Raw genomic sequence first — 25248 nt, 5'->3', positions numbered from 1 at the left:
GGGCTCTGAAAGGTGATGACCGGTCTTGGCGCAACGATGATCCGGGCGGGCAGGCGGCTTCTGTCGTCGCTGCCGGCGCTGTTCGGCGTGCTGGTCTTCACCTTTCTTCTGATGCGCGTTCTACCCGGCGACCCCGCGGTGTTCTTTGCCTCGGGGCCCAACGCCGGCAAGGAGGAGATCGAGCAGATCCGCAAGCAGATGGGGCTCAACAGGTCGGTGCCGGAGCAGCTCGTGTTCTACCTCTCAGACATCGGCCACGGCAATCTCGGCCGCTCCATGATGACCGGGCAGCCGGTGCTGAAGGATCTGCGCGAGCGGCTGCCGGCCTCGCTCGAGCTCACCTTCACCGCGCTGCTGATCGCGCTGATCGCAGCGGTGCCGCTCGGCGTCGTCGCGGCGCTGCGGCCGGGGTCGATCGTCGATCACGGCGTGCGGCTGTTCTGCGCGCTCGGCGTCTGCGTGCCGACCTTCGTGTCGGGCCTGCTGCTGATCTACGTCTTCTACTACCTGCTCGGGCTCGCGCCTGATCCAACCGGCCGGATCGACGTCTTCACCTCGCTGCCGCCGCAGCGCACCGGCTTCCTCTCGATCGATTTCCTGCTGGCAGGAGATTTTGAAGGCTGGTGGGCAGCTTGCAAGCAGCTGGTCCTGCCGGCGGTGAGCATGGCCCTGTTCGTGATCGCGCCGCTGGCGCGGATCACGCGCGCCTCGATGCTGGTTTCGCTCGGCAGCGATTTCGTGCGCACCGCGCGCTCTGTCGGGCTGTCGTGGCGCAAGGTGGTCGTCACCTATGCGCTGCGCAATGCGATTCTCCCCGTCATCACCATTGCCGGCATCGTGTTCTCGACCATGCTGGGCGCCAATGTCCTGGTGGAGAAGGTGTTCTCGTGGCCGGGCGTGGCTTCCTACGCACTCGATGCACTGCTGTCCTCCGACTATGCTCCGGTGCAGGGTTTTGTGCTGCTGATGGCCAGCCTCTTTGTGCTGGTCAATCTCGTGGTCGATGTCTGCTACGGTATCGCCGATCCCAGGGTGTCGATCGAATGACCAGCGCCACCCTTCGCCATTCGGTCTGGATCCTGCGCGGAAATCCGCTTACGGCCGTCGCCGCGGCCGGCGTCTTTCTGTTCGTCCTGCTCGCGATCTTCGGCCCCTGGATCGTGCCTTACGATCCCGTGGTCTCCAATGTTTCGGAAGCGCTGCAGCCGCCGAGCGCAGCCCATCTCGCCGGCACCGACCAGCTCGGGCGCGACGTGTTCAGCCGCCTCGTCATCGCGGCGCGGCTCGACCTTGCCATCGCGGTCTCCGCGGTCGGCATCTCCTTCTTGATCGGTGCCGTCGTCGGCTCGTTCTGCGGCTATGCCGGCGGCAGGCTCGACCGCGGCGTCGGCCGCTTCGTCGACGTCATGATGGCCTTTCCGTTGTTCGTGCTCGCCATGGCGATGGTCGCGGCCCTCGGCAACCGGATCGAGAACATCGTGATCGCGACCGCGATCATCAATCTTCCCTTCTACATCCGTTTCGCGCGGGCCGAGGTCAACGTCCGGCGCAATGTCGGCTGGGTGGAAGCCGCGCGCGCCTGCGGCGAGAGCCACTTTTCGGTGGTGCTGCGCTTTTTGCTGCCGAACATCCTGCCGGCGATGGCGGTGCAGATCTCGCTCAACCTCGGCTGGGCCATTCTGAATGCGGCGGGCCTGTCCTTCATCGGCCTTGGCGTCAAGCCGCCGACGCCGGAATGGGGCATCATGGTCGCGGAGGGCGCGCGCTTCATCTCGACCGGACGGTGGTGGCTGGTGGCCTTCCCCGGCCTTGCGCTGATGCTGGCCGTGCTCTGCTTCAATCTCCTCGGTGACGGGATGCGGGACATTCTCGATCCCCGCATGCGCACATGAGCAAGGAACTGCTCAGGATCGACGACCTCCACGTCTCGTTCTCGACGCGGCGCGGCATGGTCGAGGCCGTGCGCGGGGTCACGCTCACCGTCGAAGCCGGCGAGATGCTCGGCCTCGTCGGCGAGAGCGGCTCGGGCAAGTCGGTTACGGGGTTCGCAACGACAAGGCTGCTCGATGCGGCCGGCCGCGTCACCGGCGGCAAGATCCTGTTTCGCGGGCAGGACGTGACAAAACTCCGGGGCGACGATCTCCGTCGGCTCCAGGGCGCCGCCATGTCCATGATCTTCCAGAACCCGCGTGCGGCGCTCAATCCGATCCGGGCGATCGGCTTGCAGATCGCAGACGCGATCCTCACCCACAAGCGCGTCTCGAAGGACGCCGCGCGCGCCGAGGCGCTGGAGCTGCTGCGCGCGGTCCAGATCCGCGACCCCGAGGCGCGGATGAACGCCTATCCGCACGAGCTCTCCGGCGGCATGTGCCAGCGCGTGATGATCGCGATCGCGATCTCCTGCAATCCCGCACTGCTGATTGCCGACGAGCCGACCACCGGCCTCGACGTCACCACGCAGAAGGTGGTGATGGATCTTCTGGCGGACATCGCCGCCGCGCGCGGCATGGCGACGATCCTGATCACGCACGATCTCGGGCTCGCGGCGCGCTACTGCCGCCGCATCGCGGTGATGGAGCGCGGACGCATCGTCGAGGAGGCCAGTCCCAGGACTCTCTTCACCACGCCGCAGCACGCCTACACCAGGCGCCTCGTTGCGGCATCGCCGACCGCGACGTCCCGGATCGAGGATCTCGTGACGGAGGAGGAGCGGGAAGGCTACGCCGCGGTTGTCAACATGCCGAGGCAGGAGCCCGCGCACGGTACGCCGCCGCTGCTGGAAGTGCGGAAGCTTGCGAAACGTTTCGACCAGGGCTCTGCGGCGGTCGCGGACTTCTCGATGACGATGGCCGGCGGCGAGAGCGTCGGTCTCGTCGGCGAGTCCGGCTCGGGCAAGAGCACGACGTCGCGGATGATCTGCCGCCTGATCGATCCGAGCGAAGGCGACATCGTGTTCGACGGGCAGTCGATCGGTCATGTGGCGTCGCGTGATTTTCACCGCTCGTCCTTGCGCAAGGACATTCAGATGGTCTTCCAGGACCCGAACGAGAGCCTCAACCCGCGCTTTACCGCCTTCGACTGCATCGCCCATCCCCTGATGCGGCTCGACGGCATGCGGGCGGGCGACGCGCTGCGCGCGCGGGTCGAGGAATGCGCGGAGCGCGTGGGGCTGCCGCTCGATCTCTTGCCGCGCTTCCCGCACCAACTCTCCGGCGGCCAGAAGGCCCGCGTCGGCATAGCCCGCGCCATCGCCTGCCGGCCCCGGCTTCTGGTGCTGGACGAGCCGACCGCCGCGCTCGACGTCTCCGTGCAGGCGGTGGTGCTGCAATTGCTCGATCGCTTGCGCCGCGAGAACGACATCGCGCTGCTGTTCGTCAGCCACGATCTCAACGTGGTGCGCATGCTCTGTGATCGCACCATCGTGCTGCGCAATGGCGGCATCGTCGAACAGGGCGAGAGCCGGGCGCTGTTCGACAATCCGAAGACCGACTACACGCGCAAGCTGGTCGAGGCGATCCCGCATATCGAGACCGGGCCGACGCTGGCGGCGGCGCTTTGAGGTCTCGATCGACCAAAAGTGACGATGAGATCCCGCTGGCGAAGGCCTGGTTACTGGCATACCATTTGCACGCCAATGGGCTTCGGTTTCACTGCTCTTGGCCAATGACTGGCCGGCATCACGGCATTACTGGGAGGACTTCATGGATCGCAGGACCGTATTGAAGGGACTGGCTGGCGCAAGCGGCCTGGCATTGACGGGCGGCCTTTCGGCCCCGGCGATCGCCCAGGGTGCCGCGGCGCGCACCCTGCGCTTCGTGCCGCAGGCCAATCTCGCCAATTTCGATCCGATCTGGGGCACGCAATATGTCGTGCGCAACGCTGCGGCGCTGGTCTGGGACACGCTTTACGGCATCGATTCCTCGCTCCAGCCGCAACGCCAGATGGTGGAGTCCGAGGAAGTCACCGACGACGGTACGACCTGGACGTTCAAATTGCGGCCGGGGCTCAAGTTCCATGACGGCGAGCCGGTGCTGAGCAAGGACGTCGTCGCGAGCCTTACGCGCTGGTCGGCGCGCGATCCGATGGGGCTGATGATCAAGGCGCTTCAGCAGGAGCTGACTGCCGTCGACGATCGCACCTTCAAATGGGTGCTCAAGCAGCCCTTCCCGAAGCTGCTCTACGCGCTGGCCAAGAACAACTCGCCGTGCGCCTTCATCATGCCGGAGCGCATCGCGCAGACCGATCCGTTCAAGCAGATCACCGACTATGTCGGCTCCGGGCCGATGAAGTTCGCCAAGGGCGAATGGGTGCCCGGCGCGAAGGCGGTGTTCGAGAAGTTCGCCGACTACGCGCCGCGGCAGGAGAAAGCGTCGTGGCTGGCCGGCGGCAAGCAGATCATGGTTGACCGCATCGAATGGATCGTGATGCCGGATCCGGCGACCGCGGCCGCCGCCTTGCAGAACGGCGAGGTCGACTGGTGGGAAAGCCCGATCGCCGACCTCGTTCCGGTCCTGAAGAAGAACAAGAACATCAGCGTCGACATTGGCGATCCCCTCGGCAATGTCGGCTCGTTCCGCATGAACTTCCTGTATCCGCCCTTCAACGACGTGCGGGCGCGGCGCGCGGTGCTGATGGCAATGAGCCAGGAAGACTACATGCGCGCGATCGTCGGCGACGACACCGCGTTATGGAAGCCGCTGCCCGGCTATTTCACGCCGGATACGCCGCTCTATTCCGAGGCGGGCGGCGAGATCCTGAAGGGCAAGCGCGATCTCGACGCAGCCAAGAAGCTGCTCGCCGAGAGCGGTTATTCCGGCCAGCCCGTGACGTGCCTCGTGGCGCAGGACCAGCCGATCACCAAGGCGCAGGGCGACGTGACCGCGGACCTCCTCAAGAAGCTCGGCATGAATGTCGATTTCGTCTCGACCGACTGGGGCACGGTCGGCTCGCGCCGTGCACAGAAGACGCCGCCGGGACAGGGCGGCTGGAACATGTTCCACACCTGGCATGCGGGCGCGGACTGCATCAACCCTGCGCCGTACACCGCCATTCGCGCCAACGGCGACAAGGCCTGGTTCGGCTGGCCCACCAGCCCCGGCACCGAAAAGGAGGTCGCGTCCTGGTTCGAGGCCAAGAACCTCGATGAGGAGAAAGCCGCCATCGGCCGCCTCAACAAGGCGGCGCTCGATGACGTCGTCTACGCGCCGACCGGCTTCTTCCTGAGCTACACCGCGTGGCGCAAGAACGTCTCCGGCATCACCAAGGGGCCGCTGCCGTTCTTCTGGGGCGTGTCGAAATCCGCATGATCGCGCGCTGAAGCCAGATGCTCTCCTACATCCTCCGTCGCATCGTCGCGACCTTGCCGGTGATGGCAATCGTCGCGCTGTTCGTGTTCAGCCTGCTTTACATCGCGCCGGGTGATCCGGCCGTGGTGATCGCGGGCGATCAGGCGAGCCCGGAGGATGTGGAGCGCATCCGCCAGAGCCTCGGTCTCGACCGGCCGTTCCTGATCCAGTTCGGAAGCTGGGTCTGGCGCATCCTGCACGGTGATCTCGGCACCTCGATCTTCACCAACCTGCCGGTCTCGACGATGATCGGGCAGCGTCTCGGACCGACGCTGTCGCTGATGATCGTCACGCTGCTGCTCACCATCGTGGTCGCGGTGCCGCTCGGCGTGGTGGCGGCGTGGAAAGCCGGCAGCCTGATCGACCGCGTCATCATGGGCTTTGCCGTGTTCGGCTTCTCGCTGCCCGTCTTCGTGGTCGGCTACATGCTTGCCTACATCTTCGCGCTCGAACTGGAATGGCTGCCGGTGCAGGACTACACGCCGCTTGCCCAGGGCTTTTGGCCCTGGCTGGAGAACTTGATCTTGCCGGCGGTCGCGCTGGGCTGTGTCTACATCGCGCTGATCGCGCGCATCACCCGCGCCACCATGCTCGAAGTGCTGCAGCAGGACTATATCCGCACCGCGCGGGCCAAGGGCCTCGGGCAGGGCGGCATCCTGTTTGTTCATGCGCTGAAGAACGCGGCGGTGCCGATCGTCACCGTGATCGGGATCGGCATCGCGCTCCTGATCGGCGGTGCCGTCGTCACGGAAAGCGTGTTTGCGATTCCCGGCCTCGGCCGGCTCACGATCGATGCGATCCTGCGCCGCGACTATCCCGTCATCCAGGGGATCGTGCTGCTGTTCAGCTTCGTCTACGTCCTCGTCAATTTGATGATCGACGTCATCTATACGCTCGTTGACCCGAGGATCCGCTATTGACCGACACCACCGTCAACCCGCAATCGCTCCCGGCCGGTCTAGTCCTCGCGCCGCAACTGCCGGAGATCCTTCGGCCGGTCAAGATCCGGCGCGGCTTCATCGGCTTCCTGCGCGGTCATCCGACGGTCGCCATCGGCGGTGCGCTGCTGCTGACGCTGGTCCTGATCGCGATCTTCGCGCCTTATCTCGGAACGGTCGATCCGACCGCGCTCGCGCCAGCCAAGCGCACGCGCGCGCCGTCGGCGGACTACTGGTTCGGCACCGACGTGCTCGGCCGCGACATCTATTCGCGCGTGCTCTTCGGCGCGCGGGTCTCGCTCACGGTCGGCCTGTCGGTTGCGATGTTCGCGTCTGCGGTGGGCCTTGCCATCGGCATCGTCTCCGGCTTCATCCGCTGGGCCGACGGCATCCTAATGCGCTTCATGGACGGCTTGATGTCGATCCCGCCGATCCTGCTGGCGATCGCGCTGATGGCCTTGACCCGCGGCAGCGTCGGCAACGTCATCCTGGCCATCACCATCGCCGAGATCCCGCGCGTCTCGCGCCTCGTCCGCAGCGTGGTGCTGTCGCTGCGCGAGCAGCCCTATGTGGATGCGGCGGTGGCCTGCGGCACGCGCACGCCGATGATCATCCGCCATATCCTTCCCAACACGCTCGCGCCCATGCTGGTCCAGGCGACCTACATTTGCGCCAGCGCCATGATCACGGAGGCGATCCTGTCCTTCATCGGTGCGGGTACGCCGCCCACCATTCCGTCTTGGGGCAACATCATGGCCGAGGGCCGCGCGCTGTGGCAGGTCAAGCCCTATATCGTGTTCTTTCCGGCGGCCTTCCTGTCCGTCACCGTGCTTGCCGTGAATCTGCTCGGCGACGGCCTTCGCGATGCGCTCGATCCGCGCATGGCCAAGAGCCTCTGATGTTGCGAGGCTGATCACGATGGCGCTGCTCGAAGTCGAAGACCTTCAGGCCCACTTCCGTACGCCCAGCGGCATCAACCGCGCGGTCGACGGCGTGTCCTTCCATGTCAACGAGGGCGAGACGCTCGCCATCGTCGGCGAATCCGGCTGCGGCAAGTCGGTGACCTCGATGTCGCTGATGCGGCTGATCCCGGAGCCGCCGGGCAAGATCGCAGGCAGCATCCGCTTCGCGGGCAAGGACCTCCTCAAGCTGTCCGACCGCGAGATGCGTGCCATCCGCGGCAACGACATCTCGATGATCTTCCAGGAGCCGATGACGAGCCTCAATCCGGTCCTGACCGTCGGCCGCCAGATCCGCGAGACGCTGATGATCCACCAGGGCCTGGACAAGCAGGCCGCCGAGGCGCACGCGATCGAGATGCTGACGCTGGTCGGCATTCCCGAGCCGAAGCGGCGCGTGCGCGAATATCCGCACCAGCTCTCCGGCGGCATGCGCCAGCGCGTGATGATCGCCGTTGCGCTGGCGTGCAATCCAAAACTTCTGATCGCGGACGAGCCGACCACGGCGCTCGACGTGACCATCCAGGCGCAAATCCTCAAGCTGATGCTCGACCTCAAGAGCCGGGTCGGTGCTGCGATCATCCTGATCACGCACGATCTTGGCGTCGTTGCCGAGATCGCCGAGCGCGTCATGGTCATGTATGCCGGCCGCAAGGTCGAGGAGGCGCCGGTCGCCGAGCTGTTTCGCTCGCCCCGGCATCCCTATACGCAAGGTTTGCTCGGTGCCGTGCCGCGGCTTGGTTCGTCGCTGACAGGCACCGCAAGACGGCTGGCCGAGATTCCCGGGCAAGTCCCCGATCTCCGCAAGCCGATCACGGGCTGCGTCTTCGCCGGACGCTGCGCGCTCGCGACCGATCTCTGCCGCCAATATGCGCCGGGGCTCGAGGAGAAGGGCCCACGCCACGTCGCGGCCTGTCATTACGCGGCGAAGGGAGCGGTCGCGGCATGAGTCCTCCTCTGCTCCAGGTGAACGACCTCAAGAAGCATTTTCCGGTCAACAAGGGCCTGTTCGGCCGCAAGTCCGAATGGGTGTATGCGGTCGACGGCGTGTCCTTCGAGATCGCGCGCGGCGAGACGCTGTCGCTGGTCGGGGAGTCCGGCTGCGGAAAATCGACGGTCGGCCGCGCCATCCTGCGGCTGTTCGACATCACTTCGGGGCAGGTCATCCTCGACGGCCAGCGCATCGACGATGCCGCGCCGGCCACGATGCGCCAGATGCGCCGGCGCGTGCAGGTCGTGTTCCAGGATCCGTTCTCCAGCCTCAATCCGCGCATGCACGTGCGCGACATTCTCGCGGAGCCGATCCGCAATTTCGGCCTCGCCAAATCCGCGGAAGATCTCGAGGTGCGCGTCACGTCTCTGATGGACACCGTGCGCCTGCCGCGCGAGGCGCTGAACCGCCGGCCGCACGAGTTCTCCGGCGGTCAGCGCCAGCGCATCGGGATCGCGCGGGCGCTGGCGGCCGAGCCAGAGCTGATCGTCTGCGACGAGGCGGTCTCCGCGCTCGACGTCTCGGTCAAGGCGCAGATCGTCAATCTGCTCCAGGACCTCCAGCAGAAATTCGGCCTCGCGCTGCTATTCATCAGTCATGACCTCGCCATCGTCGAGCACATGACCCATCGCGTCGCGCTGATGTATCTCGGCAAGATCGTCGAGGTCGCGCCGCGCCGGGAGATCTTTGCCGCGCCAAGGCATCCCTACACCAAGGCGCTGCTCTCAGCGGTGCCGCTGCCCGAGCCGGGCGCCCAGCGCAACCCGATCATCCTCGGCGGCGACGTGCCGAGCCCGATCAATCCGCCGAGCGGATGCCGCTTCCACACCCGTTGTCCGTACGTGTTCGACCGTTGTCGCACGGAAGAGCCGGTGCTTCGGACGACTGGACCCGAGCAGTGGGTGGCGTGCCACCTCGACGAGGCACTAGAGGCACCATAAGTTTAGAGGCACGGCATGCGGGATTTCGCCAGCACGCAGTGAATGCCCTTGTTGCCGTCGACCATCTGCGTGACCCTGAGGTCCGCGGCGATCGAGCAGAGCGTATAGGCATCCTGTGCGCTGAGGCCGCTGTGCTCGCGGATCAGCGCGATCATGTCGCGCAGCGCGGCCTTGGCCGCGTCGTCGAGATCCTCGTCAAAGCCCATGGTGATCCAGTCGGACGCCGTCTCGGCGCGGGGCGAGGTGAGGCGGAGATCGCGGCGGACGTGGAATTCGAAGGTGCCGGTGAGCGCCGCCTCGATCGCGGTCAGGCAGACTTCGCCGTCGCCCTGGAGCGCGTGGCCGTCGCCGGCGGAGAACAGCGCGCCCGGCACGAAGACCGGAAAATAGAGCGTGCTGCCGGCACCTAACTCCTTGTTGTCCATGTTGCCGCCGAAGGCCCGCGGCTCCTTCGAGGACAGCCGGCCCCAGGCGAGCGGCGGCGCGACGCCGAAATTGCCGAAGAAGGGGGCGAGCGGCAGCTCCTGGCCCCAGGGGAGCTTTGCGACGTTGCGCGCGCGGTCCAGCGGAATGTGGATGCGGCGGAACTCGGGGAAATCCTCAGGGAGAGTGCCGAGCGCCGGGACCTGGAGATTCCAGCCCCAATTGCAGCGCAGCTCGATGCTCAGCACGCGCACTTCGAGGACGTCGCCGGGCTCGGCGCCCTCGATGTAGACAGGCCCGGTGAGAAGGTGCGGCCCCGGACCGCGGAAGGCGCTTGCGAGCACCTCCGCATGTCCGGGCACGACATCAAAACCGAGCGACGGATCGGGCAGGTCGTCCGGCTCGCCCGAGAGCGTCTCGATGGTCACGCGGTCTCCGGATGCGATCCGGAGCACCGGCTTCAGCCGTCCGTCCCAGAGTCCCCACTGGACGTTTCCAGGAGTGGATCGCAGAATGTGGTCCATGCCTTCACCGGCCTGCGCTGCTCGCAACGATCGAGGAGGGCGACGTGACGTGCTTGCCCAGCGCCAGATAGACCAGCCCCGAGACCCCGATCCCGAAAAGCCAGCTCAGATCGGCTCCGCCCAGGAGGTTGATCGAGACCGGCCCCTGAAGCGCGCCGACCAGGCCGTCTTCCACCAGCCATCCGGCGACAAGGCCGGCGAAGAACGCGATCATGCCGGCCCAGTTGATGTCGCCATAGGCGCTGGTCTCCGGCGAGCGATAGAGCTCGGCGACGTCGATCTTGCCCTTCCGCTTGAGGAAGAAGTCCGCGAGCACCACGCCGGCCCACGGGCTCATCCACAACAAGAGGCTGATCATCCAGTTGTCGAACGCCTTGGCGAAGGACGGCGCGAAGATGAAGTACAGCGTGACCAGATAGCCGGCGACGCCAACGATGACGGTGAGCCAGAAGCGCGAGAACTTCAGCCCCGCGCTCAGCGCCGCCAGCGTCGCCGAGTAGACGTTGAGGATGTTGGTCGCGATCGGGCCGTGCAGCACCATCAGCAACACGAGGATGCTGACCGGCCCGCCGAACACCGCGCTGACCATTTTTGCGGGATCGGTGTCCAGCGTGGTCGAGGCGATGGTCGCGCCGAGGATGCCGAGCCAGACCGTCGGCACGAACATGCCGATATAGCTGTACCAGAAGACGGATTTCGACGGCACGCTTTTCGGCACGAAGCGCGAATAGTCGGAGGCCCAGGTGACCCAGGAAATGCCCCAGCCGACGCCGATCGCGGTCATCAGCAGCGTCAGCATCGCCAGATGCGCGCCCGGCGGCAGCGAGGTCGTGAGGCTCCAGTTGACGACGCCGGGGCGCGTCCAGGCCAGCACGCTCATCAGCACCATGATGGCGATGGTGGGTGGCACCGTGTATTTCTCGAAGGTGCGGATCGCGTAGAATCCGTAGACGCCGATCAGGACCTGCGCCGCCATCACCAGCGTGATGATGACGATCTCGATCAGCCAGGTGTCGGGCACGCCGAACTGGCCAAGGATTCCGATCGAAACCTTCACCGGGAAGTAGGTGTTCACGCCGATCCAGCCGAGCGTCATCACGAACATCAGGATGCTGGGCAGGTAGGCGCCGCGGACGCCGAACGCGGACCGGCTCAGCACCATCTGGTTGACGCCGGTCTTGTGCCCCATCACGGTGAAGGTCGCGAAGATCGCGCAGCCGACGATGTTCCCGAGCACGATGACCGCGATCGTCTCCATCAGCCCAAGCTTCAGGATGATCCCGAGCGCGCCGAGCGCCCAGTTGACCGGCGCGATGTTGGCGCCGGCCCAGATCCACATCTGCTGCGGTCCGGTCGAGTCCCGGTCCGCATCGGGAATTGGCTCGATGCTGTGAATATCAGCGCGAAGTTCGGAATCCGTCATGACATCCCCCAATACGAAGCACGCTTCGCATCGTTGCAGCATAAATCGTGCCATTGGTTGCACAACCGCCGGAGCAGGGCGTGCGCCGATGCCGGATGCAATGAGGTTTGCGCCGGATTGTCATTGGAATTTCAAGCGTGCCCTGAACTCACGCGCCGGTTCGCCACCGTGCCCGGGAGACGCTGATCTCCTCCGCGCGCTTGCGGGTGAGAGGCAAAAGACGTTGCATGGTCCTGCAGCGGTACGATGATAAATTAAGCAGCCCCACCCCAAAGCGCAGCAGCCGCTTCTAATCGAATAGGGCAGCGGCGCTGTCGCGACTTGGGTTGCCGGCCACGATGCGCTGCATCATTTCGATGAAGAGCGCCTGTTCCCGCTGGCTCAAATCGCCGAGCGTCGCACGGTGCGCCCGTCGCGCCGCGCCTTCGATCTTGACCAGAAGCGCGGCGCCTTCAGGCGTCAATCGGCACAGGCGCGCGCGGCGATCGTCCTTGTTAATGGCGCGCTCGACCAGGTTCCGTGCAGCGAGCCGCTTCAGCGCACCGGTCGTCGTGGTGCGATCGAGGGCGATATCGGCCGCCAAAGTGGTCTGATCGGCGGTTTCGCGCACGGCCAGCGCCGAGAGCAGGCTGTATTGCAGCGGCGTGACCTCGAACGCGCCGCACGCTTCCTGAAACAGCGCGACGTGAATCTGGTGCAGCCGCCGGATCAGATAGCCGGGACGTTGCGACAATGGCCAGGGGCGGTGCTTGCCCCCGCTGCGACGCTTCTGTGCTTGCCGCAATGCACGCTCTCCCAACCCAAAAACTCGCTCGCGCTTAGCTCGATTCTCGTGCGCTCGCCACCGCCAGATCATGGCACGAAGCTTGCTTTTGTAAAATACGAAGCATGCTTCGTAATTCGAGGGCGGGGCAACCGCCCGTACGAAATCAAGGAGAGCGCCATGCCTTCTACTGCCAGCTCCGTCACTGCCAGCTTCGACCTTCTGCTGCGAGGCGGTCGCGTGATCTGCCCGGCCTCGGGCGTGGACGGCATCAGGGATGTTGCGATCCGCAACGGCAAGATCGCGGCGGTCGCGCCGGACATCTTGCCGACCAGCGCGAAGGAAGTGGTCGACGTCACGGGCAAGCTGGTGCTGCCCGGGCTGATCGATACCCACGCGCACGTCTATCAATATGTCTCGGGCCGCTTCGGCATGAACCCCGACATGGTCGGCGTGCAGTCGGGCGTGACGACGCTGGTCGACCAGGGCGGCCCGTCCTGCATGACGCTGCCCGGGTTTCGTCATTTCATCGCCGAGCCCTCGGCCTCGCGCGTCTACGCCTTCTTGTCGGCCTATCTCGTCGGCGGACTGGAAGGACATTATTATCCGCAGCTCTATAGCCCCGACGGCGTCGACATCGATGCGACCGTCAAGGCGGCGACGGCCAATCTCGACATCGTGCGCGGCATCAAGGCCCATGCCGAGATCGGCGGCTTCGCGCGCTGGGGCATCCGCGTCATCGAGATGGCGGCGGAGATCGGCAAGCGCGCCGATCTGCCTGTCTATGTCCATTTCGGCCGCCTCTGGGGCCTGCCCGAGAGCGGCGCCAATGGCGAAGATGCCGACACCATCCTCACGCGTGTGATCCCGCTCTTGCGCGAGGGCGACGTTCTCGCCCATCCCTTCACGCGCCATCCCGGCGGCTTCGTCAACCGCGAGGGCGAGGTGCATCCGGTGATCCAGGCGGCGCTCGATCGCGGCCTGAAGGTCGATGTCGGCCACGGCAGCCATTTCTCGTACCGGCTTGCGAAGAAGGCGATCGCCGCCGGCATCATTCCGACCACGCTCGGCGCCGATATCCACGGCTACAACACCCATGTGCCCGCGCCGGCCGGAACGCCCGACCAGCACGAGGACGAGGAGAACCATCCCTTCGCGGGGCAGGCCAAGTTCAGCCTGGTCCAGGCGATGAGCTCGATGATGGCGCTCGGCCTGTCGCTCGAGCAGGTGGTGCCGATGGTCACCGCCAATCCGGCCAAGATGCTCGGCCGCAGCGCGGAGATCGGCGCGCTCAAGGTCGGCATGGACGCCGACGTCTCCGTGCTCTCGGAGAAGAAGGGGCGCTTCATCCTCAAGGACAACGAGAACAACGAGGTGATCGCCGAGCGCCTGCTGCAGCCGGCCTTCTGCCTGCGTGCCGGCGCGCGCTTCGACGCGGTCGCCCCGATCCTGCCGCAGGCCGTCGCGGCGTAAGGCCGGGCGGTGAAGGAGGGCGCGGAGTTGCGCAACGAGCGAGAGTTTCCTTCTGGAAGGTCCGGGCAGGGCGTCGGCGTGCGCCTGCCGCGGAAGGAGGACGACCGCCTGATGCGCGGCCGCGGCCAGTTCGTCGCGGACATCAGGCTTGCGGGCCTTCAGGATGTCGCCTTCGTGCGCAGCCCGCTCGCGCACGCGCGCATCCGCGGCATCCACGTGCCCCAAAATTATCGCGGCAGTGTGTTCACGGCGGCGGACCTCGTCGGCATCAAGCCGATCCGCGCAGTGTCAGGACTTCCGGGCTTCAAGATCTCGGAGCAGCCGGTGCTGGCCACCGGCAAGGTGCGCCAGGTCGGCGAGCTCGTCGCCATGTGTCTCGCGCCGACGCGGGTCGAGGCCGAGGACATCGCGGCCTCCGTGACGCTGGATCTGGAGGAGCTGCCCGCGGTTTATGACATGCTGAAGGCGCGCGAGCCGGGCTCGGCGCTGGTGCACGAGCATTGGGGCGACAACGTCTTCCTCGAGACCAATTACGAGGTCGACATCTCCTTAGCGCTCGACGCGCCGATCAAGGTGACGCGCGAGATCTCCACCGCGCGGCAATGCATGTCGCCGCTGGAGGGCCGCGGCGTGGTCGCGACCTTCGATGCCAGGCTCGACCAGCTCACGCTGCATTCCGCGGCGCAGATGCCGCATATCACGCGCAGCGGCCTTGCCGAATGCCTCGGCATGGAGGAGGGCCAGATCCGCGTCATCTCGCCCGATGTCGGCGGCGGCTTCGGCCACAAGGGAATTCTGCTGCCTGAAGAGGTCTGCCTGTCCTGGCTGACGATGCGCTGCGGCCACCCCGTGCGCTGGACCGAGGATCGCCGCGAGCATCTCGTCGCCAGCTCCAATTGCCGCGAGCATCATTACAAGATCACGGTCTATGCTAACAGCGACGGGACCTTGCGCGGCATCGATTGCGAGGCGACGGTCGATTCCGGCGCCTACTCGTCCTATCCGTTCTCCGCCTGTCTCGAGGCCGCGCAGGTCGCGAGTATCCTGCCCGGTCCGTACAAGATGCCGGCCTATCGCTGCCGCACCTTTTCGGTTGCCACCAACAAATGTCCGATCCTGCCCTACCGGGGCGTCGCGCGCACCGGCGTCTGCTTTGCGCTGGAATTGATGCTCGACCTCGTCGCGGTGGAGGCCGGGCTCGAGCCCGGCGAGGTGCGACTGCGCAATCTGGTGCGCCCCGAACAGATGCCGTTCGACAACATCACCAGGAAGCATTTTGACAGCGGCGATTATCCGGAAGCGATGCGCCGCGCGCTCGCCGCGATCGATGTCGAGGCCATTCGCGCGAAGCAAAAGCAGGGCAGGGCGGATGGCCGCCGCATCGGCGTCGGCGTCTCCATCTATTGCGAGCAGGCCGCGCACGGCACGTCGGTCTATGCCGGCTGGGGCATCCCGATGGTGCCGGGCCATGAGCAGGCATCGGCGCGGCTGACGCCGGATGGCGGTCTCGAGCTGCGTGTCGGCGTGCATTCGCATGGGCAGGGCATGGAGACGACGCTCGCCCAGGTCGCGCATGAAATGCTGGGAATAGACGTCGCAAAGATCCGCATCATCCTCGGCGACACCGCGATGACGCCCTATTCGACCGGCACCTGGGGCTCGCGCTCGATGGTGATGGCGGGCGGTGCGGTGGCGGCGGCCTGCCGCGAGCTCGGCGAACGTGCAAGGCGCATCGGTGCCAAACTGTTGCAGCACGAGCCGGCTTCGGTCGTTTTGCAGAACGGCGAGGTGCGTGGCGCCAACGGCAGCGTTAGTCTGAAGGCGATCGCCCACACCTGGTATCGCCGCCCGCAGGATCTGCCGGCCGATGTCGATCCCGGCGGGCTCGAGGTGACGCAGGGCTACAAGCCCGTGCGCGACAGCGGGACGTTCAGCTACGCCGCGCATGCGGCCGTCGTCGCGGTCGATCCTGATCTTGGCGAGGTGGAAATCCTCGACTACGTGATCGTCGAGGACGGCGGCGTGCTGGTCAATCCGCTGGTGGTCGACGGCCAGATCTATGGCGGTCTCGCGCAGGGCATCGGCACCGCGCTCTACGAGGAGATGCCGTTCGACGCCTCCGGCCAGCCGCTGGCGACGACGCTGGCCGACTATCTGCTTCCCGGCGCGACCGAGGTTCCGGCGGCGCGCCTCGATCACATGGAGACGCCGTCGCCCTATACGCAGTTCGGCGTGAAAGGCATCGGCGAGGGCGGTGCGATTGCCCCGCCCGCCGCGATCGCCAATGCCGTCAACGACGCGCTACGCCCGCTCGGTGTCGAGCTGATGCAGTCGCCGATCACGCCGCATCGCGTCGTCGCGGCTGTGCTGGCCGCTCGCGCGGGCGAAAGGAGCGCGGCATGAAACCGGCGCCCTTCGCTTATGAACGCCCGCGCGATCTCAATTCGGCGCTGTCGATGCTGGCAGCGGCAGGCGGATCGGCGAAGATCATCGCCGGCGGCCAGTCGCTTGGGCCCATGCTCAATCTGCGGCTGGTGCAGCCGGAGCTGATCGTCGACATCTCCGGGCTTGCCGAGCTCAAGCAGGCCGAGCTTCGCGATGGCGGGCTGGTGCTCGGGGCCCTCGTGACGCATGCCGATATCGAGGACGGACGCACGGCCGACGTGACCCGCGGCGCCATGCGCGGCGTCGCGGCCAACATCGCGTACCGCGCCGTGCGCAACCGCGGCACGATCGGCGGCTCGCTCAGCCATGCCGATCCCGCCGCGGACTGGATTTCGGCGCTCGCGGCCTTGGGTGCGCAGGTGACATTGCGCAGTCTTGCCGGTGCGCGCACGATGGCGATCGAGGCGTTTGTCGTCGGTGCGCTAGAATCGGCGCTGCACGCCGGCGAAATCGTCGAGGCGATTCACGTGCCGGCCCGATCGGCCTCCGCGCATTGGGGCTATGCCAAGAGCTGCCGCAAGACCGGCGAGTTCGCCCATGCCATCGGCGCGGTGCTGGTCGACCCGGCCACCGCCACCGCGCGCATCGTGATCGGTGCGATCGATACGGCGCCGATCGTCGTGACCGATGCCGCCGGGTTGTTCGGCGGCCGGATTGCGGCCGACTACAAGCAGCGTTTCGACATCCGCGTCGTCGACGCTCTTCTGATGAAGGCCGGCATCGACGATGCCGCGCAGCGCCATATCCATGTCAGCGTGTTGAAGCGCGCCGTCCTGGAGGCCGCGGCATGAACACGGTCTCGCTTCAGGTCAACCGGCGTGCGGTGGAGGTCTCGGCCGAGCCGCGCACCAGCCTTGCCGATTTCGTGCGCGAAAAGCTCGATCTCACCGGCACCCATCTCGGCTGCGAGCATGGCGTCTGCGGCGCCTGCACGGTGCTGCTCGACGGCGTGCCGGCGCGCTCCTGCATCACCTATGCGGTGGCCTGCGAAGGCGCCGACATCACCACGATCGAAGGCCTCGACGAGGACGAGGTCACCACCGAGTTGCGCGCCGCCTTCACCCGGGAGCACGCGCTGCAATGCGGCTATTGCACGCCCGGCATGCTGGTCTCGGCGCGCGACCTGGTGTTGCGCCTGCCTGACGCCGACGAGCGGCGCATTCGCGTCGGCCTCAGCGGCAATCTCTGCCGCTGCACCGGCTATGTCGGCATCGTGCGCGCCGTGCAGTCCGTGATCGGGACGAGGCGTGCGCGCAACATTGCGCCGCAGGCCGACGGTGGCCGGACCAGTCTCGGCCCCGCCGGATCGGGGCGAGCCGCACCCGATCAAGATCGGCAGTCGCTGCAGCCTACGCGACAGGCGTTAGCGCCGGTGTCAGAGAGTGCTGCACCGGGCAGAATTCCCGACTTCACCCCAGCGACCGTTCTCGATCAGCGCTTCTCGCTGCCGTATCCACCGGCGAAAGTGTTCGCGATGTTCGATGATATCGCGGGTATTGCAGCCTGCCTTCCCGGCGTATCGCTCGCGGCGCCGCCAAGGCCCGAGCATGTCGAAGGCGTGATCCGCGTCAGGCTCGGGCCGATCGCAGCAAGCTTCGAGGGGGCCGCGCGCGTCGAACGCGATCCCGCGACGCTCTCCGGCCGCATCGTCGGCATCGGCACCGACCAGCGCAGCCATTCGGCGACGCAAGGCGAAATCCGCTATCGCCTGATCCCGCTCGATGGCGGCGCGGCGACCGCGGTCGACCCGTCGATCGGCTACACGCTCACGGGCATGCTGGCGCAGGTCGGCCGGCCGGGCCTCGTGCGCGATCTCGCCAGACGCCTGGTCGCTGAGTTCGCGGGAAATCTTGACCGCCACATGTCGGGCGCGCCGTCGGGGGCGGCGGCCCCGGCGGAGCTCAGCTTCTGGTCGCTTGCATCGGACGTTTTGCGTGCTCGGCTCGTGCGCATGTTTGGCCGCGTCTTCACTGGAAAAGGTGGCGCGGAATGATCGGCGCGCTCGCGCCGCGGAGTGACGAAGGCTGGACTGCCTAGAGATCAACAGCGTTGGATTTGGAGAGACAACATGAAACGAGCACTCGGACTGGTTCGGACAATCGCGCTGGCGACGGCCTTGTTCGGCGGCGCGGCAGGGGCGCAGACCATCAAGATCGGCGTCAACGAGCCTCTTACCGGCGCCTTCGCGGCCTCCGGCACCTACGTCGTCAACGGCGCCAAGATCGCCGCCGACGAGATCAACGCCAAGGGCGGCATTTTGGGCAAGAAGATCGAACTGGTGATCGAGGACAACAAGAGCAACCCGACGGAAGCCGCCGCCGTCGCGGAGAAGCTCATCACCAGCGACAAGGTGCCGGTGCTGATGGGCGCCTGGGGCTCGAGCCTGACGCTCGCGGTGATGCCGAAGCTGATGGAATACGAGACGCCGATGGTGGTGGAGACCTCGTCCTCGGGCAAGATCACGACGACCGGAAATCCCTTCATCTTCCGCATCTCGCCGCCCTCGGCGGTCGAGGCCGCGGACCATCGCGGGCTTCGTGCTCGCGATCCTGGTTGCCGGGCTGTGCGGTTATTTCGTCGGACTGCTCTCGTTCCGCGTTCGCGGCGCCTATTTCGTCATTGTCACGATCTCCTTCGCCGAAGTCGTCCGGCTGGTCGCGTTGAACTGGGTCGAACTGACGCAAGGCCCGCTGGCGCTGACCAATATTCCCTCCATCGCACTGCCGTTGCCCGGCTTCGGTGAGCTGACGCTGCGCACCAAGATGCAGAACTACTATCTCGTGCTGGTCGTGGCTCTCACCGCCTATCTTCTGATCACGCGTCTCGTTCATTCCCATTTCGGCCGCGCCATGCGCGGATTGATGGAGAATGAGACGCTGGCGGTCTCCGTCGGCATCGACGTGACCAAGACGCTGACGCTGGCGGCGGTGATTTCCGCCGCGATCGCTGGCGCCGCCGGCAGCCTCTATGCGCACTATATCCGGATCATCGATCCTGAAGTGTTTGCCTTCATCAACACCGTCACCATGGTGATCATGGTCATCAGCGGCGGCAAGGGCTCGCTGGCGGGGCCCGTCGTCGGCGGTCTGATCTTCGGGCTGCTGCCGGTCGCGCTGCGTCCGGTGATGGCGCCGGAGGCGCAGTGGATCGCCTATGGCGGCGTGCTGATCGCCATCCTGTTCGTGCTGCCGCGCGGCATCGTGCCGTCGCTCGCGCAGCGATTTCGCCGGAGACGGAGCGGCACGACGGCGCTGGCGCCGGTGGCGCTCACTGAAACCGCCGTCAAGGAGCGGGCGTGATGACGGCACGCAGCGTTGCCATGACGATCGAGCAGGTCGCGGTCCGTTTCGGCGGGCTCGTCGCGATCTCCGACATGAGTTTCACCGTGGGCGAGGGCGAGATCGTCAGCCTGATCGGACCGAACGGCGCCGGCAAGACTACGGCCTTCAACGTCATGACCGGTTTTCTGACGCCGAGCGCAGGCCGTGTCACCTATCAGGGCACGACGCTTACCGGGTTGAAGCCGCATCAGATCGCGGACCTCGGTCTGATCCGGACCTTCCAGCGCACCAGCGTGTTTCCCAATGACACCGTGTACGACAATCTCCTGATCGGCCTGCATCGTCAGGGCCGGGTCCGGCTGCTCGACGCCATCCTCGGGCTGCCGGGCGCGCGCGCCTCGGAGCGCAGGCTGCGGCAGCGGGCAAGCGAGCTGATCGAATGGGTCGGTCTCGAACGCCGTGCCCACGATGCGGCCGGCTCGCTCTCCTACGGCGAGCAGCGCCTGGTCGGCGTTGCGCTGGCGCTCGCGGCGGAACCCTCGATGCTGCTGCTCGACGAACCCGTCTCGGGCATGAATGCCTCGGAAACCCACCGGTTCGTCGAGCTCATTCGCGACATCCGCGGTCGCGGCATCACGATCCTTCTGGTCGAGCACGACATGCCGATGGTGATGACCGTCTCGGACCGCATCGTGGTGCTCAACTACGGCCGCATCATCGCCGAGGGAGCGCCGGACGTGATCCGCAACGATCCCGCCGTGATCGAGGCCTATCTCGGACATGGAGCGGCGCGTGCTTGAGATCCGCGACATGGTGTGCGGCTATGGCGGCGTCACCGCGCTGCGCGGCATCTCGCTCGACGTGAAGGCCGGGCAACTCGTCGCGTTGATCGGGGCCAACGGTGCCGGCAAGAGCACGACGCTGCGCGCGATTTCCGGCCTCGTGCCGCCGCGCGCAGGCCAAATGCGGTTCGAGGGCATCGACATCACCGGGGCGAGGCCCCCGCGCGTGCTGGCGAGCGGGATCGCGCATTGTCCGGAAGGGCGGCGCGTGTTTCCGCACATGAGCGTCGAGGAAAACCTCGACATGGGGGCTTACCTCCGTCGTGGTTCAGGCGAGATCGCGGCCGATCGCGATCGCATCTATACGGAATTTCCGCGGCTCGCCGAGCGGCGCCGGCAGGCGGCGGGCACGCTGTCCGGTGGCGAGCAGCAGATGCTCGCGATCGGGCGTGCGCTGATGTCGCGGCCGCGGCTGATCATGTTCGACGAGCCTTCGCTCGGCCTTGCCCCCAACATCGTCGAGCGCACCTTTGCGATCATCCGTGGCATTCGCGATGCCGGCACCACGGTACTGCTGGTCGAGCAGAACGCGTTCGCCGCGCTCGAGATGTGCGACCACGCCTATCTGCTCGAGAACGGCCGCATCGTTCTGTCCGGAGCCGGCACCGAGCTGATCGAGAACGAGCATGTGCGGAAGGCCTATCTCGGTGGTTGATCCGGTTGTCCGTTCGGACGAGCCCGGATGGATTCCGGTCTGTGACCTCGGTCGCCTGAAGGCAGAGACGATCGTCCGCGTTGCCGGGCGCGATATGCTTGTGATCTGGAGCGAGGGCGATGTCGTCGCGTGCGACCGTGCCTGCCCCCACGAACAGGCCGATCTTGGTCTTGGACAGGTGACAGCGGGGCGGCTGCAGTGCCCGCGCCATGTCGCATCATTCGATTTGCGCGACGGGGCGATTACAGCGGGCTGGCCAAGTCCGCCATTGCGGCTCTATCCGGTCAAGGTCACGGGAGAGCAAATCTGGGTTGAAGAGCCTGAGCGGCGATCGGGGCGATGATGGCATCATGCCCCTGTTTTGCCCGACGAGTCAAAACGATCCGCGTCGTAGATTTTGCCTTTGGAAACAACGGCGTTCTACTGTGCATGGGGTTGTTTTCGCGTTTTTAGTCCAGCAACCGGCGTGCAGCCTCCACCAGAGCGCCGTCCGGCCGACGCAGCGCCTCGAGGATGGTGAAATGGTCGGCGCCTGCGACCGGAATGAGCTTGCCGGGCGCCTGCGCGGCCGCACGCTTCTCATGAAGGTTGATTGAATCCAGCACCAGGGCGGGGAGTTCGTTGCTGCCATAGGCGATGTCGAGCCGCTTCTGTGTCACGGGCAGGCGAAGCGGCGAGAGCTTGGCGATTTCTTCGTCCGTCAGCTTCAGCGCGCTGTTGAGGCCGGTATCGCGGATCGGCGCCAGATCGTAGACGCCTGATATCGCAAGCCCCGCATGGACACGCGGATGGTCCAGCGCCATCGCCACGAGATGGGCGCCGGCGGACCAGCCCGACAGCACGACCGGCCCGCCGATGCCATAGGATGCGCCATGCGCGGCGAGCCAGTCGAGCGCGCGCGGGATTTCGGCGACGATGTCGGTGAGGGACACCTCGGGCGCCAGCGAATAGCCGGGAATCGCAACTGACCAGCCATGTGCGGCAACGCCTTCGACCAGCATGGCGAACAGCTCGCGCGAATTGCGCTGCCAATAGCCGCCATGCACGAACACCAGGCAGGGCGCATCGGGCTTTGCGGCGGGGTAGAGATCGAGCTTGTTATTCGCCCGCTCGCCGTAACGCAAATCGAGATGGGACTTCAGCGTACCGCGCAGCCGGCTGGAAGCTTCGTTGCGCTCCGCGATCAGGGCAGGGCTGTTCTTGACCGCCGCATTGTTGTCATAGGCGGCGCTGCGTTCCGCCTGGGACAGTTCGGCCCATTTGCTGCGGGGATCGAACGGCCGATGCGTCGAGCTTGTGTTGTTGACCATGGAGTCTCCGAGCGGCCGGTCGTGGCAATGACCGGCGTCGCTCGCTCCTGTCTGCCACGAATCCCGCTCGAATTGCAGATCGCTCGTGCTCAGACGAGGGATGCGCCGTTCGCGGAACTTGTTTCAACTGGCTGTGGAGGGACGGGTCCGGGGCGGCAAAGCCGGCGACGGAAATTGACGCGCAAAGGCGCTCGTCTTCGGCTGAACACGCGATCCGTCGATCACCTCCAGCCGGCCGCAGCGGTTCAGGGTGTGCAGCTTTCGGCCGGGCCATGCGGGTCCCGGCTTCAGGGAGTGGCGGACGATCTGCTTGAATGTCGTGGGCGACAGTTCGATGACCCCCGCCAGGGCGAGCGCCGCGCCGTATCCGTCGGCACAATTCTGGACCGGGCGCCACAGTCTTTCGTTGATGGTGACGAAATTCCCGGCCGGTCGCGTACTCGCGCGATCGATCAGGACCGGGTTGCTGGCATGAGGCAGCCAGGGGCCGAGCAGGTGGTCGGCGTAGTAGATCGCAAGCGAATCCGAATAGCCGCCGGCTCCGTCGCGCCAGGCGCCAAACAGATAGTTCAGGCCGTTGTGCCGTGTGATCGTCGCGTCGGCGAGCTCCAGGCCCGAAAGCAGCGTCGCATGCCGCTCCCATTGGTCCGGAAACCGAACGCATTTGTAGAGGTCGACGTCCCCGTTGATCGAGCTCTCCGGGATCATCCACAACTCGCCGTCGTCCTCGATCAGGAACGGATAGGACAGGTGCCAGGGCTCTTCCAGCACGGGCATGACGTCGCCGACTGGCCCGGTGTCACCGAACTCGATCGCTGAAATGATTCCCTTGCCGACCCGGTGATCGAGATCTTCAAAAAAGACGAACGTTCGTCCACGCCAGGTGACGGGAAAGGGATCGGCGTAGAAGTGGTTTCCGGGATCTCCCAGAACGTTCCAGCGGGGCCCGGAGAGATCTCCGGTCTGCCAGACGCCTGCGCCGTCATTGAAGCGCCATCCGATATGCCAATGCGGGGCGTAGCAGCAGAGGCGATAGATCTCCTTGGCGATCGAGACGGCAAGGCCGCGCACGACGTAGCCAACAGGTCCACGTCGGTTCGTGGCGCCGGCAGGACGCGACAGCTGTGGCAGAATGCGCGGCCGTCCCGACAGGATTGCCGCCACCATGGTCAGGGTTCGCGCCATGACCGTTTCGAGCGCGCCGCTCAGGCCGGCTGCAGTTTCTCCCGACGGGTGGCCGCGATCGAGGACGGCGCCGTCGATCTCGTTGACGATGTCGATCACCGGCATGTCGCCGGCAAGAATGGCGGCGAGCGCGGCGTTTTCTCCTGCAGTTCCGTTGAACAGCGGGCGCAGATACAGCGAAGCCGAGCAGTCCCGATCGCGCGCGCCGCCTGTGAAATCGACGATCACGTCGGCCGTGCCGGTGCGAGCCTGCGTCCGCTCGGGAATGATCTTCAGCCCGTCGGCACCGCCGGGTTTGCCCTTGTGCAACACCATGCGTTCGAGCGCGAACAGCGCGTCGAGACCCGCAGGCCGTGACTCCGCCGTCGCCGTCCAGGCGATCTGGACCGGAACGTCCCGCCCGTCGATCGACAGCGTCTCGCGGTGCATCCACCGCCGCGCATGCTCACGTTCACAGCGAAACTCGATGATCATGTCGAGCCAATCTATTCCAGCGGATCAGGTCAAATGACTTGGCCGAGAATTCGAACATATTCCTCAACCATGGAATCCACCGAATACCGCAACCTCAGGCCTTTGGCGTTTTGTCGCAGTTCGTCGCGCAGGGTTTGGTCGGTCAGGAGTTTCGAGACGGCGGCCGACAGCTTCGCATGATCGGAGGCATCCACGAACAGTGCTGTCGGTTTGCCTTCGAAGGACAGCACCTCGCGCAGGACGGGAAGATCGGTGACGACGGAGGGAACGCCGGCGTTTGCGGCTTCGACCGCGGCGAGGCCGAAAGTCTCGGCTTGTGTCGGAAATACGAACACGTCCAGGCAGGCGAGAAAGTCGGCCATCTGGCGCGGGGTGATTTCCCCGAGCAGATGCAGTCTGTCCGAGACTTTCAAATCATCCGCCAGCTGCCTTAGCCGAACCTCGTCGGCACCCTGGCCGGCCAGTGCGAGATGCCAGGACGGTTGATCCGGCAGCAGGCGTATCGCTGCATCGAGCCGCTTGTGCGGGTGCAGCCTGGCTGCGCAGCCAAGCAATATGCGGTCCGGCGGAAGATTGAACTTCTGTCGCGCAGCTTCCTTCGGCAGGGTGAGGGCCTTGTCGTCGAAGCCGTGCGGGACATGCACCATGCGCGACCGGTAGGCCGCAGGGTAGCGCGAATATTCGCGCTGCATGTCCAGCGAGTTCAGCGTGATGCGGTCGAAGAAGCCGAGGCTGCCCATGACGATGTCGGCCGTGCGGACCGGCCAGCTCATCGACAGTGCGGACGATACCTGATTGGCGACGACGGGCGCGCGGCAGACGAGGCGAGACACGCCCGCGCCGATGACGTTGCCGAAATGCTGAAAGGTCAGAACGGCGTCGGGCCTGGTGGTTCTGATATGACGGCCGAGCGTCCACAGCATTTGCAGCAGGGCCAGCGGGTGTCCCGGCCGGCGCGATGCGCAGTAGAGCGTATCGGGAGGCTCGTCGAAGGAATCCGATTTGCGGAAGAAGAACAGATTGGTGACCCGATAGCCGCGCGCGGTCAGGCCGGCGCCGAGCAGCCTGGAAATCTCCTGGGCGCCCGCATTCTCGGCTTGCGTCTGGACGAGAAGCACGTGCGGCTTTCGTCGGCCGCTGCCCCGACTTGCGAGTGCTGCCGCGGTCGACGGCAGCTTCGGTGCCTCGCCCAGTTCTGCGCCTGGCTGGTAATGCAGCACGGATCCCGACCCGCTAATGAAACGTTCACCTTCTTAACGCCGTACCTATCATGCGA

The 25248-nt window shown here is 65.9% G+C and carries 21 protein-coding genes and 2 pseudogenes; 17 read left to right on the top strand and 6 right to left on the bottom strand.

Annotated elements, in window-relative coordinates; genetic code table 11:
* Nucleotides 1-12: 12 nt before the first annotated feature.
* The 8 genes from ACFLEY_RS29700 to ACFLEY_RS29665 all read left to right on the top strand — a co-directional run bounded on the left by ACFLEY_RS29700 (nt 13) and on the right by ACFLEY_RS29665 (nt 9174).
* Nucleotides 13-1047: an ABC transporter permease gene (locus ACFLEY_RS29700; protein WP_028172067.1), complete on the top strand. Its 1035-nt coding sequence runs from the start codon at nt 13-15 to the stop codon at nt 1045-1047.
* Nucleotides 1044-1892: an ABC transporter permease gene (locus tag ACFLEY_RS29695; protein ID WP_060911331.1), complete on the top strand. Its 849-nt coding sequence runs from the start codon at nt 1044-1046 to the stop codon at nt 1890-1892. The genes ACFLEY_RS29700 and ACFLEY_RS29695 overlap by 4 nt, the downstream gene beginning before the upstream one ends.
* On the top strand, nt 1889-3559 hold the full coding sequence (gene nikE / locus ACFLEY_RS29690; RefSeq protein ID WP_211433311.1) for an ABC transporter ATP-binding protein: 1671 nt from the start codon (nt 1889-1891) through the stop codon (nt 3557-3559). Before ACFLEY_RS29695 ends, nikE begins: the two co-directional genes overlap by 4 nt.
* A gap of 142 nt (nt 3560-3701) precedes the next feature.
* The gene (locus tag ACFLEY_RS29685; RefSeq protein WP_060911333.1) at nt 3702-5306 is read left to right on the top strand and encodes an ABC transporter substrate-binding protein; all 1605 of its coding nucleotides are present in this window, start codon (nt 3702-3704) and stop codon (nt 5304-5306) included.
* Nucleotides 5307-5323: 17 nt separating this feature from the next.
* A complete protein-coding gene (locus ACFLEY_RS29680) occupies nt 5324-6265 on the top strand; it encodes an ABC transporter permease (protein WP_060911334.1) in 942 nt (313 codons plus the stop codon).
* Nucleotides 6262-7182, top strand: coding sequence for an ABC transporter permease (locus ACFLEY_RS29675; RefSeq protein ID WP_060911335.1), 921 nt, complete (start codon nt 6262-6264; stop codon nt 7180-7182). The genes ACFLEY_RS29680 and ACFLEY_RS29675 overlap by 4 nt, the downstream gene beginning before the upstream one ends.
* Before the next feature lie 19 nt (nt 7183-7201).
* The gene (locus ACFLEY_RS29670) at nt 7202-8191 is read left to right on the top strand and encodes an ABC transporter ATP-binding protein (protein ID WP_060911336.1); all 990 of its coding nucleotides are present in this window, start codon (nt 7202-7204) and stop codon (nt 8189-8191) included.
* Entirely contained in the window at nt 8188-9174 is a 987-nt protein-coding gene (locus ACFLEY_RS29665; RefSeq protein WP_211433312.1) for an ABC transporter ATP-binding protein, read from the top strand. The genes ACFLEY_RS29670 and ACFLEY_RS29665 overlap by 4 nt, the downstream gene beginning before the upstream one ends.
* 2 nt (nt 9175-9176) lie before the next feature.
* On the opposite strand, the gene ACFLEY_RS29660 is transcribed toward ACFLEY_RS29665, so the two are convergent.
* The 3 genes from ACFLEY_RS29660 to ACFLEY_RS29650 all read right to left on the bottom strand — a co-directional run bounded on the left by ACFLEY_RS29660 (nt 9177) and on the right by ACFLEY_RS29650 (nt 12328).
* Nucleotides 9177-10121 carry an acetamidase/formamidase family protein gene (locus ACFLEY_RS29660; protein ID WP_060911338.1) on the bottom strand — a complete coding sequence of 315 codons (945 nt, stop codon included), beginning with the start codon at nt 10119-10121 and terminating at the stop codon, nt 9177-9179.
* Nucleotides 10122-10125: 4 nt separating this feature from the next.
* Nucleotides 10126-11544: a cytosine permease gene (locus ACFLEY_RS29655; protein WP_063824281.1), complete on the bottom strand. Its 1419-nt coding sequence runs from the start codon at nt 11542-11544 to the stop codon at nt 10126-10128.
* Nucleotides 11545-11833: 289 nt separating this feature from the next.
* Nucleotides 11834-12328, bottom strand: a complete 495-nt coding sequence (locus tag ACFLEY_RS29650; protein WP_060911340.1) for a MarR family winged helix-turn-helix transcriptional regulator — start codon at nt 12326-12328, stop codon at nt 11834-11836.
* A gap of 159 nt (nt 12329-12487) precedes the next feature.
* On the opposite strand from ACFLEY_RS29650, the gene ACFLEY_RS29645 reads away from it, so the two are divergent.
* From ACFLEY_RS29645 to ACFLEY_RS29605, 9 genes and pseudogenes are all read left to right on the top strand, one after another.
* Nucleotides 12488-13780, top strand: coding sequence for an amidohydrolase/deacetylase family metallohydrolase (locus ACFLEY_RS29645; RefSeq protein ID WP_060911341.1), 1293 nt, complete (start codon nt 12488-12490; stop codon nt 13778-13780).
* Nucleotides 13781-13789: 9 nt separating this feature from the next.
* A complete protein-coding gene (locus ACFLEY_RS29640) occupies nt 13790-16183 on the top strand; it encodes a xanthine dehydrogenase family protein molybdopterin-binding subunit (protein WP_060911342.1) in 2394 nt (797 codons plus the stop codon).
* Nucleotides 16180-17016, top strand: coding sequence for a xanthine dehydrogenase family protein subunit M (locus tag ACFLEY_RS29635; protein ID WP_060911343.1), 837 nt, complete (start codon nt 16180-16182; stop codon nt 17014-17016). The genes ACFLEY_RS29640 and ACFLEY_RS29635 overlap by 4 nt, the downstream gene beginning before the upstream one ends.
* Nucleotides 17013-18218, top strand: coding sequence for a 2Fe-2S iron-sulfur cluster-binding protein (locus ACFLEY_RS29630; protein WP_396604274.1), 1206 nt, complete (start codon nt 17013-17015; stop codon nt 18216-18218). The genes ACFLEY_RS29635 and ACFLEY_RS29630 overlap by 4 nt, the downstream gene beginning before the upstream one ends.
* A gap of 75 nt (nt 18219-18293) precedes the next feature.
* Nucleotides 18294-18761: pseudogene (locus tag ACFLEY_RS29625) on the top strand (ABC transporter substrate-binding protein); the annotation flags it as partial.
* Nucleotides 18751-19524: pseudogene (locus tag ACFLEY_RS29620) on the top strand (branched-chain amino acid ABC transporter permease); the annotation flags it as partial. The pseudogenes ACFLEY_RS29625 and ACFLEY_RS29620, both read left to right, overlap by 11 nt.
* A complete protein-coding gene (locus ACFLEY_RS29615) occupies nt 19524-20306 on the top strand; it encodes an ABC transporter ATP-binding protein (protein ID WP_060911346.1) in 783 nt (260 codons plus the stop codon). The pseudogene ACFLEY_RS29620 and the gene ACFLEY_RS29615, both read left to right, overlap by 1 nt.
* A complete protein-coding gene (locus ACFLEY_RS29610; protein WP_028172051.1) occupies nt 20299-21003 on the top strand; it encodes an ABC transporter ATP-binding protein in 705 nt (234 codons plus the stop codon). The genes ACFLEY_RS29615 and ACFLEY_RS29610 overlap by 8 nt, the downstream gene beginning before the upstream one ends.
* Entirely contained in the window at nt 20996-21346 is a 351-nt protein-coding gene (locus ACFLEY_RS29605; RefSeq protein WP_309142058.1) for a Rieske (2Fe-2S) protein, read from the top strand. The genes ACFLEY_RS29610 and ACFLEY_RS29605 overlap by 8 nt, the downstream gene beginning before the upstream one ends.
* A gap of 106 nt (nt 21347-21452) precedes the next feature.
* On the opposite strand, the gene ACFLEY_RS29600 is transcribed toward ACFLEY_RS29605, so the two are convergent.
* From ACFLEY_RS29600 to ACFLEY_RS29590, 3 genes are all read right to left on the bottom strand, one after another.
* On the bottom strand, nt 21453-22313 hold the full coding sequence (locus ACFLEY_RS29600) for an alpha/beta hydrolase (protein ID WP_060911347.1): 861 nt from the start codon (nt 22311-22313) through the stop codon (nt 21453-21455).
* Between the two features lie 123 nt (nt 22314-22436).
* Nucleotides 22437-23972 carry a hypothetical protein gene (locus tag ACFLEY_RS29595; protein WP_396604273.1) on the bottom strand — a complete coding sequence of 512 codons (1536 nt, stop codon included), beginning with the start codon at nt 23970-23972 and terminating at the stop codon, nt 22437-22439.
* A 29-nt stretch (nt 23973-24001) separates the two neighbouring features.
* Nucleotides 24002-25192, bottom strand: a complete 1191-nt coding sequence (locus tag ACFLEY_RS29590; protein WP_060911349.1) for a glycosyltransferase family 4 protein — start codon at nt 25190-25192, stop codon at nt 24002-24004.
* Between the last annotated feature and the right edge of the window lie 56 nt (nt 25193-25248).

This window comes from Bradyrhizobium sp. YCK136, assembly GCF_044570075.1.
Lineage (GTDB): Bacteria > Pseudomonadota > Alphaproteobacteria > Rhizobiales > Xanthobacteraceae > Bradyrhizobium > Bradyrhizobium diazoefficiens.
The sequence above is the reverse complement of the archived record's forward strand: the minus strand, read 5'-3'. Positions and strand labels throughout refer to the sequence as shown.

Coding starts and splice junctions, on each gene's coding strand:
- ACFLEY_RS29695 (WP_060911331.1), top strand. CDS start 1,044: ATGACCAGCGCCACCCTTCGCCATTCGGTCTGGATCCTGCGCGGAAAT.
- nikE (WP_211433311.1), top strand. CDS start 1,889: ATGAGCAAGGAACTGCTCAGGATCGACGACCTCCACGTCTCGTTCTCG.
- ACFLEY_RS29685 (WP_060911333.1), top strand. CDS start 3,702: ATGGATCGCAGGACCGTATTGAAGGGACTGGCTGGCGCAAGCGGCCTG.
- ACFLEY_RS29680 (WP_060911334.1), top strand. CDS start 5,324: ATGCTCTCCTACATCCTCCGTCGCATCGTCGCGACCTTGCCGGTGATG.
- ACFLEY_RS29670 (WP_060911336.1), top strand. CDS start 7,202: ATGGCGCTGCTCGAAGTCGAAGACCTTCAGGCCCACTTCCGTACGCCC.
- ACFLEY_RS29665 (WP_211433312.1), top strand. CDS start 8,188: ATGAGTCCTCCTCTGCTCCAGGTGAACGACCTCAAGAAGCATTTTCCG.
- ACFLEY_RS29660 (WP_060911338.1), bottom strand. CDS start 10,121: ATGGACCACATTCTGCGATCCACTCCTGGAAACGTCCAGTGGGGACTC.
- ACFLEY_RS29655 (WP_063824281.1), bottom strand. CDS start 11,544: ATGACGGATTCCGAACTTCGCGCTGATATTCACAGCATCGAGCCAATT.
- ACFLEY_RS29645 (WP_060911341.1), top strand. CDS start 12,488: ATGCCTTCTACTGCCAGCTCCGTCACTGCCAGCTTCGACCTTCTGCTG.
- ACFLEY_RS29635 (WP_060911343.1), top strand. CDS start 16,180: ATGAAACCGGCGCCCTTCGCTTATGAACGCCCGCGCGATCTCAATTCG.
- ACFLEY_RS29630 (WP_396604274.1), top strand. CDS start 17,013: ATGAACACGGTCTCGCTTCAGGTCAACCGGCGTGCGGTGGAGGTCTCG.
- ACFLEY_RS29615 (WP_060911346.1), top strand. CDS start 19,524: ATGACGGCACGCAGCGTTGCCATGACGATCGAGCAGGTCGCGGTCCGT.
- ACFLEY_RS29600 (WP_060911347.1), bottom strand. CDS start 22,313: ATGGTCAACAACACAAGCTCGACGCATCGGCCGTTCGATCCCCGCAGC.
- ACFLEY_RS29595 (WP_396604273.1), bottom strand. CDS start 23,972: ATGATCATCGAGTTTCGCTGTGAACGTGAGCATGCGCGGCGGTGGATG.